Annotated in this window: 13 protein-coding genes; 2 read left to right on the top strand and 11 right to left on the bottom strand. The window is 51.3% G+C overall.

The window, feature by feature from the left end; genetic code table 11:
* Positions 1–303: 303 nt before the first annotated feature.
* The gene (locus ACO0LI_RS08130; protein WP_423032173.1) at positions 304–846 is read right to left on the bottom strand and encodes a TlpA family protein disulfide reductase; all 543 of its coding nucleotides are present in this window, start codon (positions 844–846) and stop codon (positions 304–306) included.
* A 67-nt stretch (positions 847–913) separates the two neighbouring features.
* Positions 914–1,666, bottom strand: coding sequence for a phytanoyl-CoA dioxygenase family protein (locus tag ACO0LI_RS08135; RefSeq protein WP_423032175.1), 753 nt, complete (start codon positions 1,664–1,666; stop codon positions 914–916).
* Between the two features lie 221 nt (positions 1,667–1,887).
* On the opposite strand from ACO0LI_RS08135, the gene ACO0LI_RS08140 reads away from it, so the two are divergent.
* A complete protein-coding gene (locus ACO0LI_RS08140) occupies positions 1,888–2,943 on the top strand; it encodes a 3-deoxy-7-phosphoheptulonate synthase (RefSeq protein WP_423032177.1) in 1,056 nt (351 codons plus the stop codon).
* Positions 2,944–3,010: 67 nt separating this feature from the next.
* Entirely contained in the window at positions 3,011–3,469 is a 459-nt protein-coding gene (locus ACO0LI_RS08145; RefSeq protein ID WP_423032179.1) for a DUF805 domain-containing protein, read from the top strand.
* Positions 3,470–3,545: 76 nt separating this feature from the next.
* On the opposite strand, the gene ACO0LI_RS08150 is transcribed toward ACO0LI_RS08145, so the two are convergent.
* From ACO0LI_RS08150 to rpoC, 9 genes are all read right to left on the bottom strand, one after another.
* Entirely contained in the window at positions 3,546–4,907 is a 1,362-nt protein-coding gene (locus ACO0LI_RS08150) for a formimidoylglutamate deiminase (protein WP_422949009.1), read from the bottom strand.
* Positions 4,904–5,719, bottom strand: coding sequence for an N-formylglutamate deformylase (hutG, locus tag ACO0LI_RS08155; RefSeq protein ID WP_423032181.1), 816 nt, complete (start codon positions 5,717–5,719; stop codon positions 4,904–4,906). Before hutG ends, ACO0LI_RS08150 begins: the two co-directional genes overlap by 4 nt.
* Before the next feature lie 14 nt (positions 5,720–5,733).
* On the bottom strand, positions 5,734–6,498 hold the full coding sequence (locus ACO0LI_RS08160; protein WP_422949011.1) for an IclR family transcriptional regulator: 765 nt from the start codon (positions 6,496–6,498) through the stop codon (positions 5,734–5,736).
* A 142-nt stretch (positions 6,499–6,640) separates the two neighbouring features.
* Complete coding sequence (locus tag ACO0LI_RS08165; protein ID WP_422949012.1) at positions 6,641–6,931, bottom strand: hypothetical protein; 291 nt, start codon at positions 6,929–6,931, stop codon at positions 6,641–6,643.
* 40 nt (positions 6,932–6,971) lie between these two features.
* Positions 6,972–7,232: a hypothetical protein gene (locus ACO0LI_RS08170; protein WP_422949013.1), complete on the bottom strand. Its 261-nt coding sequence runs from the start codon at positions 7,230–7,232 to the stop codon at positions 6,972–6,974.
* A gap of 3 nt (positions 7,233–7,235) precedes the next feature.
* Positions 7,236–7,916 carry an SPOR domain-containing protein gene (locus ACO0LI_RS08175; RefSeq protein WP_422949014.1) on the bottom strand — a complete coding sequence of 227 codons (681 nt, stop codon included), beginning with the start codon at positions 7,914–7,916 and terminating at the stop codon, positions 7,236–7,238.
* Between the two features lie 18 nt (positions 7,917–7,934).
* Positions 7,935–8,726 (bottom strand): type III pantothenate kinase, encoded by a 792-nt coding sequence (locus ACO0LI_RS08180; protein WP_423032183.1) that lies wholly within the window; start codon positions 8,724–8,726, stop codon positions 7,935–7,937.
* Positions 8,727–8,784: 58 nt separating this feature from the next.
* Positions 8,785–9,606: a biotin--[acetyl-CoA-carboxylase] ligase gene (locus ACO0LI_RS08185; RefSeq protein ID WP_423032185.1), complete on the bottom strand. Its 822-nt coding sequence runs from the start codon at positions 9,604–9,606 to the stop codon at positions 8,785–8,787.
* A 136-nt stretch (positions 9,607–9,742) separates the two neighbouring features.
* Positions 9,743–13,975 (bottom strand): DNA-directed RNA polymerase subunit beta', encoded by a 4,233-nt coding sequence (gene rpoC, locus ACO0LI_RS08190; protein WP_423032187.1) that lies wholly within the window; start codon positions 13,973–13,975, stop codon positions 9,743–9,745.
* Positions 13,976–14,114: the final 139 nt, after the last annotated feature.

Genomic DNA, 14,114 nt, shown 5'->3' on the forward strand with positions numbered 1-14,114 from the left:
CGCATAGTGAGCCGCATAGCCAGAACTGGATTGCACAAGCGCATTTGACTTACCAAGACCTTTCAGACAAAACCCTCAAAAAAACAGCAGACAATACCAATGCCCAATGCCCAACGACGGGGTCTGGATCAGAAATTGTTTGGGAGAGTAAAACAGACGAGCGATACAACTAATTTGCTTCCATTTCTGGAAACTTATCAGATAGTAACGTCAATATGGCAATGCAGCAAGTTTGACAACAAATTATTACAATAATAAAAAGCCTGCCATGCAGATGCTTATACAGCATCAGTCGCAGCTTTCTCAACTCTTGGTAGAGCTGGCTTGCTTTTGAATAATAGCCTTGATATGCGCCCATTGGGCGGGCTTGATGCCACCCTTGAAAGACTCCAAAACCTTGCCATCACGGCCTATCAGAAAAACCGTGGGTGTTGCAAATACCTTACCAAAATTGTCTTGATAATCAGCGGCATTGCGCCAGAGTGAGGGAAAACCTTGATTGTCCTTGCTCAGCCATTTTGCCTGTTTGGCATAGTCATCAATATCAGTCATCACATCATCAATGCTGACGGTGACCAGTTCAAAGCCTGACTTTTTATTGGCTTCATAAAATTTGCGAAACGTTGGCATCTCGGCCTGGCAGGTTGGGCACCAGGTCGCCCAGAAGGTCACCAGTATGATCTCGCCTTTGCTCGTATCCATCTTGTATGGCTTGCCGTTCAGCATGGTGCCAGCCAGCGCTGGCTGGGCAGGAAACACTTCCTTGCTGGCCGCCTGGGCAAATTGAGCACTGAGGTTGCACGCGACAATCACAGTTACTGCCAACAACTTTGACATACTGAGCATGGTGATACTCCACTTCTGTCTGGACGATAACTTACAGCATAGTGCAGATTAAGATTGCCGTCTGCGCTTATAAGGCAATTTCAGGATAAGTCGCCGAACGCGTGCCTGGTCGCGGTGGGTTATCTGCAGACCTGTAGGTAAATACCATGGAAAACTTGGTTGCTGCTGTCTGATTCTTGCCTGCGGCATGAAAGAGATTGCTATGGAATAGCAAGACATCACCCTGCTGCAAAGGCACAGGCCGTGCTTGCGCCAGCAAAGCCTGGTTTTGTTCCAGATCAGTACGCAAGAACTGTGCTTCGTCGAGTTGGGCAACATCAATATCGGTTTTGTGGGAACCGGGTATCACCAGCAGGCAGCCATTTTCCAGGGTTTCATTGCGCAGTGCCAGCCACGACGATATGAGGTCTGCGCGCTGAAAATTCCAGTAACGGCTATCCCTGTGCCAGCCTGTAGCGGTGGAATACTGCGGTTGCTTGGTCATGATGCAATTATGATGTGACTGCGACAGCAAGGCTCCATCACCCAGCAATTGCAATAAAGGCGTTGCCAATGCGGGCCCGGTTGCCCATTGCGCCAGGCGCGAGTCACGCGCATAAGCCTGCAATAAGCGTCTGGCCGTCAGGCCGCCTTCAGCATCGCGTGACGCGGGTGCGCCGGGGTAGCGGGTATCGGCTTCGTACTCTATCGGTTGTATCTGCCCTGCCAGTTGCTGTTCGCAATAGGCGATCACTTCTTCGCAATAGGCGGCGCTGGCCTGTTGCCGCAATACCAGAAAACCCTGGCTGGCAAATTCTTCTTGTTGCGCAGTACTTAACATGGTCATTATCTTTAATAAGCAAAATACCAATATCGTGCATCATTGATGACACAACAAATGGCTCACTCTTGATTTTAGGGGAATTCTATTCAACTGATCAGAACAGATAGAGGCAATTTAAGCGGTATTGTGATCAGGGCATCACAATTAAAATCCCGTAATAGGTGATAATGTAGGCCAAATTTAACGCAATAAACTAACGCAAAAGCCTCTTACTCAACATGACACACACCGTACTGGAAAACATTAACGTCAGTTCTTTCGAGAACATGCCCACCCCTGAAGAATTGCATGCGCGCCTGCCTTTGAGCGATCTCGCTGGTGATGTCGTCGAGCAAAGCCGCGAAAGCCTGCGCAACATACTGGAACGCAAAGATAAACGCCTGTTCGTCGTCGTCGGCCCCTGCTCCATCCATGACCCGGTTGCCGGCCTGGATTATGCACGTCGCCTGAAAGCCTTGCAGGAAGAAGTCAAGGATGTGATGTTGCTGGTCATGCGCGTGTATTTTGAAAAACCACGTACGACCACAGGCTGGAAGGGTTATATCAATGACCCATATATGGACGATTCTTTCCGCGTTGATGAGGGCATGGAAAAAGCCCGCCGATTTTTGCTGGACGTCTGTGAACTCGGTCTGCCGACCGGAACCGAAGCGCTGGACCCGATTTCACCGCAATACCTGGGCGACCTGATCGCCTGGACGGCGATCGGTGCACGTACCACAGAATCCCAGACCCATCGCGAAATGTCGTCCGGCCTTTCTACACCTGTAGGTTTCAAGAATGGTACGGATGGCGATATCAGCATAGCCATTAATGCGATTTTGTCTGCTTCACACCCACACTCTTTCCTCGGCCTGAATGGCCAGGGCCGCGTCTCCATCGTACGCACCAGCGGCAATCAATATGGTCACGTGGTCTTGCGCGGGGGAGGTGACCGCCCTAATTACGATACCGTATCTGTCGCCATGGCCCAGCAAGCCCTGGTCAAGGCCAAACTGCCCCCCAATATCGTGGTCGATTGTTCACACGCCAACAGCTATAAAAAACCGGAACTGCAACCCCTGGTCATGGCCGATGTCATCAACCAGATTGCCAACGGCAACAAGGACATCGTTGGCGTCATGATCGAATCCAATATCGTTGCCGGCAACCAGCCTATCCCCGCCGATTTATCGCAACTCAAATACGGTTGCTCAGTCACTGATGCCTGTGTGGACTGGGAAACGACGGAGAAGATGTTGCGCGAAGCTGCGGCGAGATTGCGCAATGAGTAAGTAATTTTTTGTAGGGTGCAAGAGCTTGAAAATTGCACCCTTCTCTGTTGGGCACATAGCCATATCCATGAAACAAAGAACCGGCGCAGGTACCTATCTGCTCACCATGTCAGTCAGCGTCATCGTCTGGTCGGCAAGCACAATATTACTTTGCAAAAAATTAGCGATGACAGGGGTCATCGATCTGGTTACGCTCAACTGGTGCATCACAGCAATGGGTATGGCTTTTGCTGCACTTTTTTACCCCATGTCTGCCAGTCGCGTGCGTGATTTGAATTTTCCATCCTGGTCAATCAAGATTTTTTCATTTCCCCTGATCACCTTGATTATCCTGCCTTTGCTCTGCTTTCTTTCCGGGCCAAGATGGGAGAATGACTACGGTGAGCAGGCACCAAAATCTGGAACAGGTAAAACATTGCTCGCGCTTTCTGCATTTGGGGTTGCTGTACCTAGCCTGTACTACGCATTAATCATTTATTACGGCACACGTTATTTGTTGGCCCACACTTTTTCATCGCCAATTTGAGAGCCAAAGGAACTGATTACGATCAATGCAGTTCTCTATGTTCCACACCTTTGCGCATGCAGGCCGCTGCTGATGTTTATAATTGGCGTAATTGATACATGCAACTGGTGTAGGCCGTCCGGATTTCCGTTTGTAGTACATGGCGGCCGTTTTCCACTATTTTTTCACCTCCCACATACACATCGCGCACCAGATTATCATTGCCTGCAAAGATCCAGGTATTGAGTACATCCGTGCTAGCTATACCGGCGAGATTAGGATGCGCATCATCCAGTACTACAATGTCGGCACGGTAACCAACACTTAGTTGTCCAAGCTTGCGCCCGCTGGCTTGAGCGCCACCTTGCAGGGCTGCCTGATATAAGAAATCACCAACCTTGCGCTGGCCCGTAACGCTGGCAATATTGCGGCCCTGCAGGCGCAGGCGCTGGCCATATTCCAGCCAGCGCAATTCTTCTACCGGACTTTGCGATACATGGCTGTCACTGCCTACACCAAAGCGGCCATTGGCGGCGATGTAATCTGGCAAATCAAAAAAACCGTCACCGAGATTGCCTTCCGTCGTGGTGCAAATGCCAGCTACCGCGCCACTGGCGGCGATACCCTGCACTTCTACCTTGTTCAGATGCGTGGCATGCACCAGGCACCAACGATCATTCACAAGTCCACTATCGAGCAAGAGCTCTACCGGGCGTTTGCCTGAGTAAGCGATGCAGGCATCAACTTCTTTTTGTTGCTCAGCGATATGGATATGGATGGGACGGGCGGCAGGCAGTGCCGCTACCAATTCACGTATCTGGCTGATGCTGGCAGCACGTAATGAATGCGGAGCTACACCAACTTCAACCTGGGCACTGCGCTTGACTTCCAATGCTTCTATCAATTGCATGATCTCTGCCACATTGGTGGAGAAACGGCGCTGGTCGTGGCGCAAGGCCTGTTCACCAAAATCGGCATAGCTGTACAACACGGGCAACATGCTGATGCCCATGCCAGTCTGCTCTGCTGCTGCAATCACGCGTTCTGCCATCTCGGCTGGACGCGAATAAAAACTGCCATCCTGGTCACGATGCAGGTAATGAAATTCACAAACTGCGGTATAGCCGTGGCGCAGGCATTCGGCATACAGTTGCGCGGCGATAGCCTGGATTTGTTCAGGCTTGATATGCAGGGCATAGCGGTACATGAGGTCACGCCAGGTCCAGAAACTGTCCTTGCCCTCGCCTGCCATTTCTGTCATGCCAGCCATGGCGCGCTGGAAGGCGTGCGAATGCAAATTGGTCATGCCGGGCAAGACAAACTGCGCCTGGTTTTCATGCGCCTGCAAAGCTGCATTCTGTTCGACGAGGCTCAGGTCACCGCCCTCATTCCAGTGCAGACGTACATTGCTGGTCCAGCCTTGGGGCAGTAAAGCGTAATGGGCAAACAAACTGCTCATGCGGCACTCCCTTGTGTTTTGTTCCAGTCCAGGCAAGCTTGCAGCAACTGCTTCAGCAGAGGTTGCACCTTGACTGCCAGGTCAGGCCGGTATTCGTAGGGCGCGGCTTCATTCATGTAAATGCACTGGCTCATCTCCAGTTGTACTGCATGGATATGACGGGATGGCTGGCCATAATTACGGGTGATAAAACCACCTTTGAAACGGCCATTGAAAATATGCGTGTAAGTATGCGCATCACTCGCGTTTTGCAGGCTGTTTGCAATGGCAGTTTGCATGCCTGCATCACAGGATTTTTGATCGGCAGTACCAAAGTTCAGGTCGGGTAACTTGCCTTCAAAAAAGCGTGGCACTTCAGATGCGATGGAGTGTGCATCCCACAAAACCACGCTGCCATGCAGGCTTAACAGGCGTTCCAGCTCTTGTTGCAATTGCTGGTGATAAGGTAACCAGTAAGTGGCGATGCGGCGCTGCACCTCGGCTTCTGCCGGTAAATTCTCTGGTGCATATAGCGGCTGTTTGGCAAAGGTATCAACCGGGCACAAACCAGTAGTATCTTGCCCGGGGTACAAATTGGCATTGTCGGACGAACGGTTCAGGTCTATCACATAGCGTGAATATTCAGCCGCGATGGTGGATGCCCCGAGCTCTGCTGCCATATTGTAGAGTTCACGCAAATGCCAGTCAGTATCGGTTTTCTCTTGCGCGACTGGCAGCATCTGGGCGGCGATGTCATCCGGTATGCTGGTGCCGACGTGAGGCATGGAAATCAGTAGGGGCAGGCTGCCCTGTTGAAAATGAAAAGCAGTCATGGTGTCTCCGGGATTTATGAATATTGTAGTTTGCGGCTCAGTCTGTCGGCTGCTGCCAAAGTCATGTTGATGAGTTCGTGCTTGCGTTGCTGTATGCGCTGCGCCGGTGCCATCAGGGACAAGGTGGCTTCAAGTTTATCGCGGCCAGAAAATACCGGTGCGCTGACGCCCCAGATGCCAAGATCAACTTCATTTTCACTGGTGGCATATCTCTGTTCACGTATGCCTTGCAACTGGGTTTGCAAGTCTTGTAGCAGTTGGCCGGATACTGGTGCGTTTTCCAGAAAATTCTGCGCCAGTAATTCGTCTTGCAAGGCTGGCGGCAGATGTGCCAGCAAAGCCTTGGCAGAGGCACCGCGCACGCTGGAACTGGCGCGACCTTTGGCAAAAGAACAGCGCAGGGCTTGCTGGCTTTCTTGCATATCCAGACAAACCACTTGTCCATTGACATAGGCCAGCAAACCTACGCTCTCACCCGACTTTTGCACCAGATCGGCAAGCTCATCGCGCGCTGCTCTCATGAGCCATGAGTGCTGGTCAAAACCGCGCGCCAGTTGCACTGCCAGTGGGCCAGGTTCATATAAGCCGGTTTGTGCATGTTCCTGCACCAAACCCCATTTCTTGAGAGGTGCAAGCTGACGGTATAAGGTGCTCAGTGGCAAGCCGGTTTGCTCTACCAGTTCACGTGCAGACAAAGCCTCGCCATGACGCGCGATGCAGGCCAGGACCTGTAAAACGCGTTCGCTTTGAGCAATACTATCCTTAGTGGATGCTGGCATTGTGGCTTAGAGAAAAGAACAATATCAGACTCATTCTAGCAACACGCTGAGAAACATCAACAATCAATTCTCACTAAATGAGAATTGATTGAAAATATTTTCAGCCAGTGACTGTTACGCGAGTGCAGGTCAACGGCGAATATCAGTCGTGGCCACTGAAATAATCTTTGTTTGACCGGGAAAAATCCATGAAATCACCCTCAGGGGTATTTTCACGATTGACGTATTGACCGCTGGGAGGCCCCAAACTTGGCTGTACAAACAAATAGCAAAGAATAGCCCCGATAACCGGGAGCAACCAGATCAAGGCATATTGCGCATATTTTTGCGCAGGCTCGAAAAACTCGCTCCTTGCCAGCAAGTAAGTCACATACACATTCATTGCCAGCAAGACAGTCACAATGATTATGGAGATAATTATGAGTGCGTCCATCATGTCAGAAGCGGTAGTCAGGACTCAGTTGCACAAAACCTCAATGATCCAGGCCATGCAAACCAACTCCGGTATATTCAGGAACATCACCCCTGAATCTGATTTTATGGCTTACGTCTGGTTTCGCCAGCGAATAACAAAACAGACTACCCAACAAAGGTAACAACCAGATCAGGAAAAATTGGAAAGCCTTTTGCACTGGCTCATAATAATCGCTACTCAAGATACAGTAACTGACGTAGATGTTTATCGCACACATTGTGCACAGGAAGTAAATCGCCAGCGTCTCAAAACTGCTCATGTCCTAACTCCTGCTATAAGCCGTTGCCTGGCAATTGCGATTTTCCTGCGCCGGGAACTCAGCCTTGATGACATCGTACTTGCTCTTTTCTTCCGCGCTCATGGCCCTGAACTGAAAGGCAAATTTATTGGTGCTGACCGTGCGCGGGCCTATGCGGGCAGAGCGCACGCCTTTATTGCTGAGATTATTCAAATGCAGTTTGGCTGCTTCTTCGGTCTTGAACACGCCCAGCGAAATACCCCAGCGCAGATTGCTCTGGTCTTGCACGATATAGAAGTCATTGATGCCCAAGCGGCGTAATTCACCGGCTTTTTTGTCTGCGCCTTCTTTGCTGCCTTGCGAAGGGATGAAGACCATGTGGGTGGCAACATCAACGACATTGATACGGGACTGGCGATCACCCATTGCCAGGGATTTTAATTTTTCTTCAAACTTGGGAATATCGTTTTGCTGGAAGTTACCGACTTCGAGGCAGGCGATGACTTCGGGTTTCTTTTCTGCTGCGGGTTCACTTGGCGACACTGCTTCGGCCGCAGTCAGGAGTTTTAACTGGTCGGCGTGATGCTGTTTTTTCAGGCGCTCGGGCTCATGGGTATCGAGGGACCAGTGTCCCAGATAGCCGAGATTAAATGCCAGCAGGAAGGCATTCAGTACGAGCAGGCTCCAGAAAAAGAATCTCAGCATGGTTAAGTGTCAGTGTTATCAGTCCGGGCTTGATTGTGCCACGACAAACAGCCCCGTCAAGACCAGATTATCTACATATTGATAAGGAATGCCCAAATGACTCAATAAATACGGGGCAGCACCACCAGAAATCACGCAATTGACAGTCTTTTTCTCCTGCTGCTCCAGGGTATTGAAGGCACGTACTATCGCACCAACCTGGGCACTGATGCAGCCACTGACGATGGCCTGGTCGGTATTATCGGCAAAGACTTTGGCGATCTCGGTTGATTCTGCCACCTGCGGCAATTGTGCGGTATTGCGTGCCAGCGACTCTGCCATGAGTTTAAGGCCAGGCAAGATCATGCCACCCTTGAATACGCCATCTGCAGTAACAGCATCGACTGTGGTGGCAGTTCCACAAGTAGCGACAATCAGGCTTTGTTGCGGGAACAGATAATGCGCACCTATCATGGAGGCGAGACGGTCACAGCCCAGTTGCGCCGGATTGCGGTAGCCATTATGCAGGCCGGCGATATCTTCTTGCGAGGCAAACCAGTCTATGTGCAAGTCTGGCTGTACTTCTTGCAGTAAGGCCGTGAGTTTTTCTTTGATGCTGGCACCGGCTACATTGGAAATCAGGGCGCGTGTAAAGTGCATGCCTTGCCAACTGGCTTTCAAAGTGTCCAGTTCATCATGGCTGACGGAGGCAATCTGCTGCCACACTGGCGCTGGTGCGGGTGTTGGTGCCGATCCCGCTGGCACAGCCTTGATATCTGCCAGCGCCCATTTGATGCGCGTATTACCTGCATCGATCAATAATTGACTCATGTCTGCTTTACTCTTTTCTTGTTACTCTTTTCTTGCTACTCTTTTCTGGCTACTTTTTTCATGCTACTGGCCGCAAAGACACATCACCTGCGAGCACATTGACCTGGCCCTGCTCAGTCAGTAATATCAGGCAGCCATGCAAATCCACACCCAGTGCTTTACCGGTGTGCAAGACCTGGCCGTGGTCGAGTATATGCACGGTTTGACCGGCGTAGGCATGCAAGGCATTCCAGCGTGGCAAAAAGACTGAAAAACCTTGCTTACCAAATTGCTGCAATGCTGCGGCAAGTGCGTTCAACAATTGCGCCAGCAACAGGTTTCTATCCATCTGCGCGAGCCAGGGTGCATCTGCCAGGGCGCGGCCTACTTGTGCTTCCAGCTCATCCGACACTTGCAGGTTGAGGCCTATGCCAGCGACGATCCAGGTGCCGCCTTCACTGGCGGCAGCAGATTCCAGCAAGATACCTGCGAGCTTTTTACCATCGCGCAAAATGTCATTCGGCCACTTCAATTGCACATTCTGATTCAGGGCATTCAGGCACTCAGCCAGGGCAACGCCTATCGCCAGCGGCAAGCCCAGCAGGTTGTGTGGCGCTTGCGGCAAATGCCAGGCCAGCGAAAAAGTCAGCATACCACCGGGCACAGTCAGCCATGGGCGACCTGCCCTGCCACGCCCTGCCGTCTGATGCACGGCCACCCGCAGCACCGGGCGCGCCGGTGGCGATGTGCCTGTGCCTGTACCTGCAGACAGGCGCGCCATCAGGTCGGCATTGGTGGAGCCGGTTTCTGCGACGACTTCAATATCAACTTCGCGGGCTGCGCCATCACAGAGTTTTTCTATGGCAGCAGCATTGAGTTCCGGGTTTTTATTCTCTTGCATAATCTGTCTATGGTTAGCAGCCGTATTGTACTGCTGCCTGAGCAAATGTTCAGGCCAAAAAAAAACGGCACCTTATACAGGTGCCGTTCTTTACTACATCAACATCTTGATAGTGCTGTATTGCTGCGGTGATTGCTTATGCTTCGCCGCCATCCACCACATCAGTTGTTGTTACTTCTGGTATCGGCGCAAATGCTGCTTTTTCCGCTTCCAGCAAGGCTACGCGTTCATCTGCTTCCCAAGTTTCTTTCAACTTGCGGGCGCGGTGGAATGCCAGACCTGTACCAGCAGGGATCAGGCGACCAACGATGACGTTTTCTTTCAAACCACGCAGACCGTCTTTTTTGCCCATGATCGCAGCTTCGGTCAGAACACGTGTGGTTTCCTGGAAGGACGCCGCAGAGATGAAGGAATCGGTGGACAGGGATGCCTTGGTAATACCCAACAAGATATTTTCATATGTTGCAGGGATACCGTTAGCTGCTGCTACGCGATCATTTTCATCCAGCAATTCAGAACGTTCTACCTGTTCACCAACGATGTAGTTGGCATCGCCTGGATTAACCACGACAACGCGGCGCAACATCTGACGCACGATCACTTCAATGTGCTTGTCATTGATCTTAACGCCTTGCAAACGGTACACGTCCTGAACTTCATCAACGATGTAACGTGCCAGCGCTTCGATACCCAGCAAACGCAGGATGTCTTGTGGATCGGCTGGGCCGTCAACAATCATCTCACCCTTGTTCACGACCTGGCCGTCATGCACCAGGACTTGTTTGTCCTTGGTGATCAGGAACTCGTGTTTCTCGCCGTCCATGTCTGTGATTTCCAGACGTTGCTTACCTTTGGTTTCTTTACCAAACGCAACCGTACCTGTTACCTCTGCCAGCATACCGGCATCTTTTGGTGAACGGGCTTCGAACAACTCGGCAACGCGTGGCAGACCACCGGTAATATCACGGGTTTTTTGTGATTCAGTCGGGATACGCGCCAGAACTTCACCCACGTGTACTTGCTGACCGTCTTTAACGGTAATCAGCGCGCCCACCTGGAAGCCGATCGTTACTGCGTGTTCTGTGCCAGCGATCTTGACTTCTTCGCCTTGTTCGTTCAACAGCTTGACTTGTGGACGCAGTGTTTTACCTGCTGCGCTACCACGGCGTTTCGCATCGATCGCTACCAGCGTGGACAAACCTGTTACTTCATCAACCTGTTTGGCAACAGTCACGCCTTCTTCGACGTTCTCGAATTTCACCGTACCGGTGTATTCGGTAATGATAGGACGAGTCAATGGGTCCCATGTCGCCAATGCAGTACCAGCCTTGATGATCAAACCGTCTTTGACGATCAGAGTTGCACCGTAAGGTACTTTATGACGTTCACGTTCACGACCGTGGTCGTCAGTGATCAGCACTTCGCCAGAACGGGAAATAACGATCTGGTCGCCTTTACCGTTAGTGACATAACGCATGGTCGCTGTGAAACGGATAGTACCGTTGGACTTGGCTTCAACAGAAGATGCAATCGCTGCACGGGATGCCGCACCACCGATATGGAAGGTACGCATCGTCAACTGTGTACCTGGTTCACCGATGGACTGCGCAGCGATAACACCGACTGCCTCACCAGAGTTAACCAGGGAACCACGACCCAGATCACGGCCATAGCACATTGCGCACAGACCATAGCGTGTGTCGCATGTCAGTGGCGTACGTACTTTGACTTCATCGATACCCAGGGCTTCGATGCGTTCTACCATTGTTTCGTCGAGCAGGGAACCAGCTTCGTACAGTGTTTCCTGTGTTTCTGGATTGACGATGTCGTTCGCGCAAACACGGCCCAAGATCAGGTCACGCAAAGGCACGTTGACTTCACCGCCTTCAACGATAGCCTTCATGGACGAACCATTGGATGTGCCGCAGTCATCTTCAACCACGACCAGATCTTGCGTCACGTCAACCAGACGACGTGTCAGGTAACCGGAGTTAGCTGTTTTCAACGCCGTATCGGCCAGACCTTTACGCGCACCGTGAGTGGAAATAAAGTACTGCAAAACGTTCAGACCTTCGCGGAAGTTCGCGGTGATCGGCGTTTCGATAATCGAGCCATCCGGTTTCGCCATCAGACCACGCATACCTGCCAACTGACGAATCTGGGCTGCAGAACCACGCGCACCGGAGTCGGCCATCATGTAAATGGCGTTGAAAGATTCTTGTGTACCAACAGTGCCATCGCGGCGTGTGACTGGTTCAACTTTGAGTTGTTCCATCATGGCCTTGCCGACTTCATCACCGGTCTTGCCCCAGATATCGACCACTTTATTGTAACGCTCACCCGCAGTCACCAGACCGGATGCATATTGCTGTTCGATCTGTTTGACTTCGTGTTCTGCTGCTGCCAGCAAAGTCACTTTTTGTGGTGGAACCAACATGTCATCAATACAGATGGAGATACCGGCGCGTGTCGCCAGGCGGAAACCCATTTGCATCAATTGATCAGCAAACACCACCGTTGCACGCAGACCGCACTTGCGGAATGAGGTATCGATGAGTTTGGAAATTTCTTTTTTCTTCAACGCACGGTTCAGTACGGTGAATGGCAAGCCCTTAGGCAGAATCTCGGACAGGATCGCACGGCCAACAGTCGTTTCATAACGCTTGATGGTTTTGACGAATTCGCCAGTTTCAGCATCTTTCGGAAATTCAGTAATACGGACTGTGATACGTGTGCTCAGCTCAACTTCCTTGTTGTCCCAGGCGCGGATCGCTTCTGAAACGTCAGGGAACATCATGCCTTCGCCCTTGCCGTTGATTTTTTCACGGGAAGCGTAGTACAGACCCAACACGATATCCTGGGAGGGAACGATAGACGGTTCACCATTGGATGGGAACAGAATATTGTTGGATGCCAGCATCAAAGTGCGTGCTTCCATCTGTGCTTCGATAGACAGAGGAACGTGGACAGCCATTTGGTCACCGTCAAAGTCGGCATTGAAAGCCGCGCAGACGAGTGGGTGCAACTGGATCGCTTTACCTTCAATCAGGACCGGTTCAAACGCCTGGATACCCAGACGATGCAGCGTAGGCGCACGGTTCAGCATGATAGGATGTTCGCGGATGACTTCTTCCAGAATATCCCATACGACTGGTTCTTGTATCTCTACCAGTTTTTTCGCTGCCTTGATGGTCGTTGCCAGACCCATCAATTCCAGTTTATTGAAAATGAACGGTTTGAACAGTTCCAGCGCCATCAATTTTGGCAGACCGCACTGATGCAATTTCAGTTGTGGACCAACCACGATAACGGAACGACCAGAGTAATCGACGCGCTTACCCAGCAAGTTTTGGCGGAAACGACCGCCCTTACCCTTGATCATTTCTGCCAGGGATTTCAAAGGACGCTTGTTGGCGCCTGTCATTGCCTTACCGCGACGACCGTTATCGAGCAGGGAATCGACGGCTTCCTGCAACATACGCTTTTCATTGCGTGTGATGATTTCAGGAGCGCGCAATTCCATCAGACGCTTCAGACGGTTGTTACGGTTGATGACGCGGCGATACAGATCGTTCAGATCGGAAGTCGCGAAACGGCCACCATCCAGCGGGACCAATGGACGTAGTTCTGGCGGCAGGACCGGCAGAACTTCCATGATCATCCAGTCTGGCTTGATGCCTGAGCGCTGGAATGCTTCCAGTACTTTCAGACGTTTTGCGTATTTCTTGATCTTGGCTTCAGATTTGGATTCTTTCAACTCTGTGCGCAGGGTTTCTGCATCACGGTCGATGTCGATGGAACGCAGCAATTCGCGGATACCTTCAGCACCCATGAATGCAGTGAATTCGTCACCGAATTCTTCGTACTTGGCAGCGTAATCATCTTCAGACATGATCTGGCATTTTTTCAGCGGAGTCATGCCTGGATCGGTGACGACATATGCTTCAAAATACAGAACGCGTTCGATATCGCGCAGGGTCATGTCCAATACCATACCCAGACGGGATGGCAGGGATTTCAGGAACCAGATATGTGCAGTTGGGGAAGCCAGCTCGATATGGCCCATGCGTTCACGACGCACTTTGGCCAGAGTCACTTCAACGCCACATTTTTCGCAGATAACGCCGCGGTGTTTCAGACGTTTGTACTTGCCGCACAGGCATTCGTAATCCTTGATAGGACCAAAAATCTTGGCACAGAACAGACCGTCACGCTCAGGCTTGAAAGTACGATAGTTGATGGTTTCCGGCTTTTTAACTTCACCGTAGGACCAGGAACGAATTTTTTCTGGAGACGCCAGACCAATTTTGATCGCGTCGAATTGTTCGTTGGGTTGGACTTGCTTGAATAGATCGAGCAGAGCTTTCATGTGTATCACTCCAGTTAAGCGCGCAAACGCTTGGTGGCTGAATGGTGCTGCAACAGAAGCTTCGCCGCTTTACCCTGTTCGCATGAGCGGGAGAGCCAGGTCTTTTCGACACAGGTTCCGCTGATACCGGGAACGACAT

Origin of the sequence: Undibacterium sp. Tian12W (genome assembly GCF_049339405.1) — a bacterium.
In the GTDB taxonomy this organism is placed as follows: domain Bacteria; phylum Pseudomonadota; class Gammaproteobacteria; order Burkholderiales; family Burkholderiaceae_D; genus Undibacterium.

Coding starts and splice junctions, on each gene's coding strand:
- ACO0LI_RS08130 (WP_423032173.1), bottom strand. CDS start 846: ATGCTCAGTATGTCAAAGTTGTTGGCAGTAACTGTGATTGTCGCGTGC.
- ACO0LI_RS08135 (WP_423032175.1), bottom strand. CDS start 1,666: ATGTTAAGTACTGCGCAACAAGAAGAATTTGCCAGCCAGGGTTTTCTG.
- ACO0LI_RS08140 (WP_423032177.1), top strand. CDS start 1,888: ATGACACACACCGTACTGGAAAACATTAACGTCAGTTCTTTCGAGAAC.
- ACO0LI_RS08145 (WP_423032179.1), top strand. CDS start 3,011: ATGAAACAAAGAACCGGCGCAGGTACCTATCTGCTCACCATGTCAGTC.
- ACO0LI_RS08150 (WP_422949009.1), bottom strand. CDS start 4,907: ATGAGCAGTTTGTTTGCCCATTACGCTTTACTGCCCCAAGGCTGGACC.
- hutG (WP_423032181.1), bottom strand. CDS start 5,719: ATGACTGCTTTTCATTTTCAACAGGGCAGCCTGCCCCTACTGATTTCC.
- ACO0LI_RS08160 (WP_422949011.1), bottom strand. CDS start 6,498: ATGCCAGCATCCACTAAGGATAGTATTGCTCAAAGCGAACGCGTTTTA.
- ACO0LI_RS08165 (WP_422949012.1), bottom strand. CDS start 6,931: ATGGACGCACTCATAATTATCTCCATAATCATTGTGACTGTCTTGCTG.
- ACO0LI_RS08170 (WP_422949013.1), bottom strand. CDS start 7,232: ATGAGCAGTTTTGAGACGCTGGCGATTTACTTCCTGTGCACAATGTGT.
- ACO0LI_RS08175 (WP_422949014.1), bottom strand. CDS start 7,916: ATGCTGAGATTCTTTTTCTGGAGCCTGCTCGTACTGAATGCCTTCCTG.
- ACO0LI_RS08180 (WP_423032183.1), bottom strand. CDS start 8,726: ATGAGTCAATTATTGATCGATGCAGGTAATACGCGCATCAAATGGGCG.
- ACO0LI_RS08185 (WP_423032185.1), bottom strand. CDS start 9,606: ATGCAAGAGAATAAAAACCCGGAACTCAATGCTGCTGCCATAGAAAAA.
- rpoC (WP_423032187.1), bottom strand. CDS start 13,975: ATGAAAGCTCTGCTCGATCTATTCAAGCAAGTCCAACCCAACGAACAA.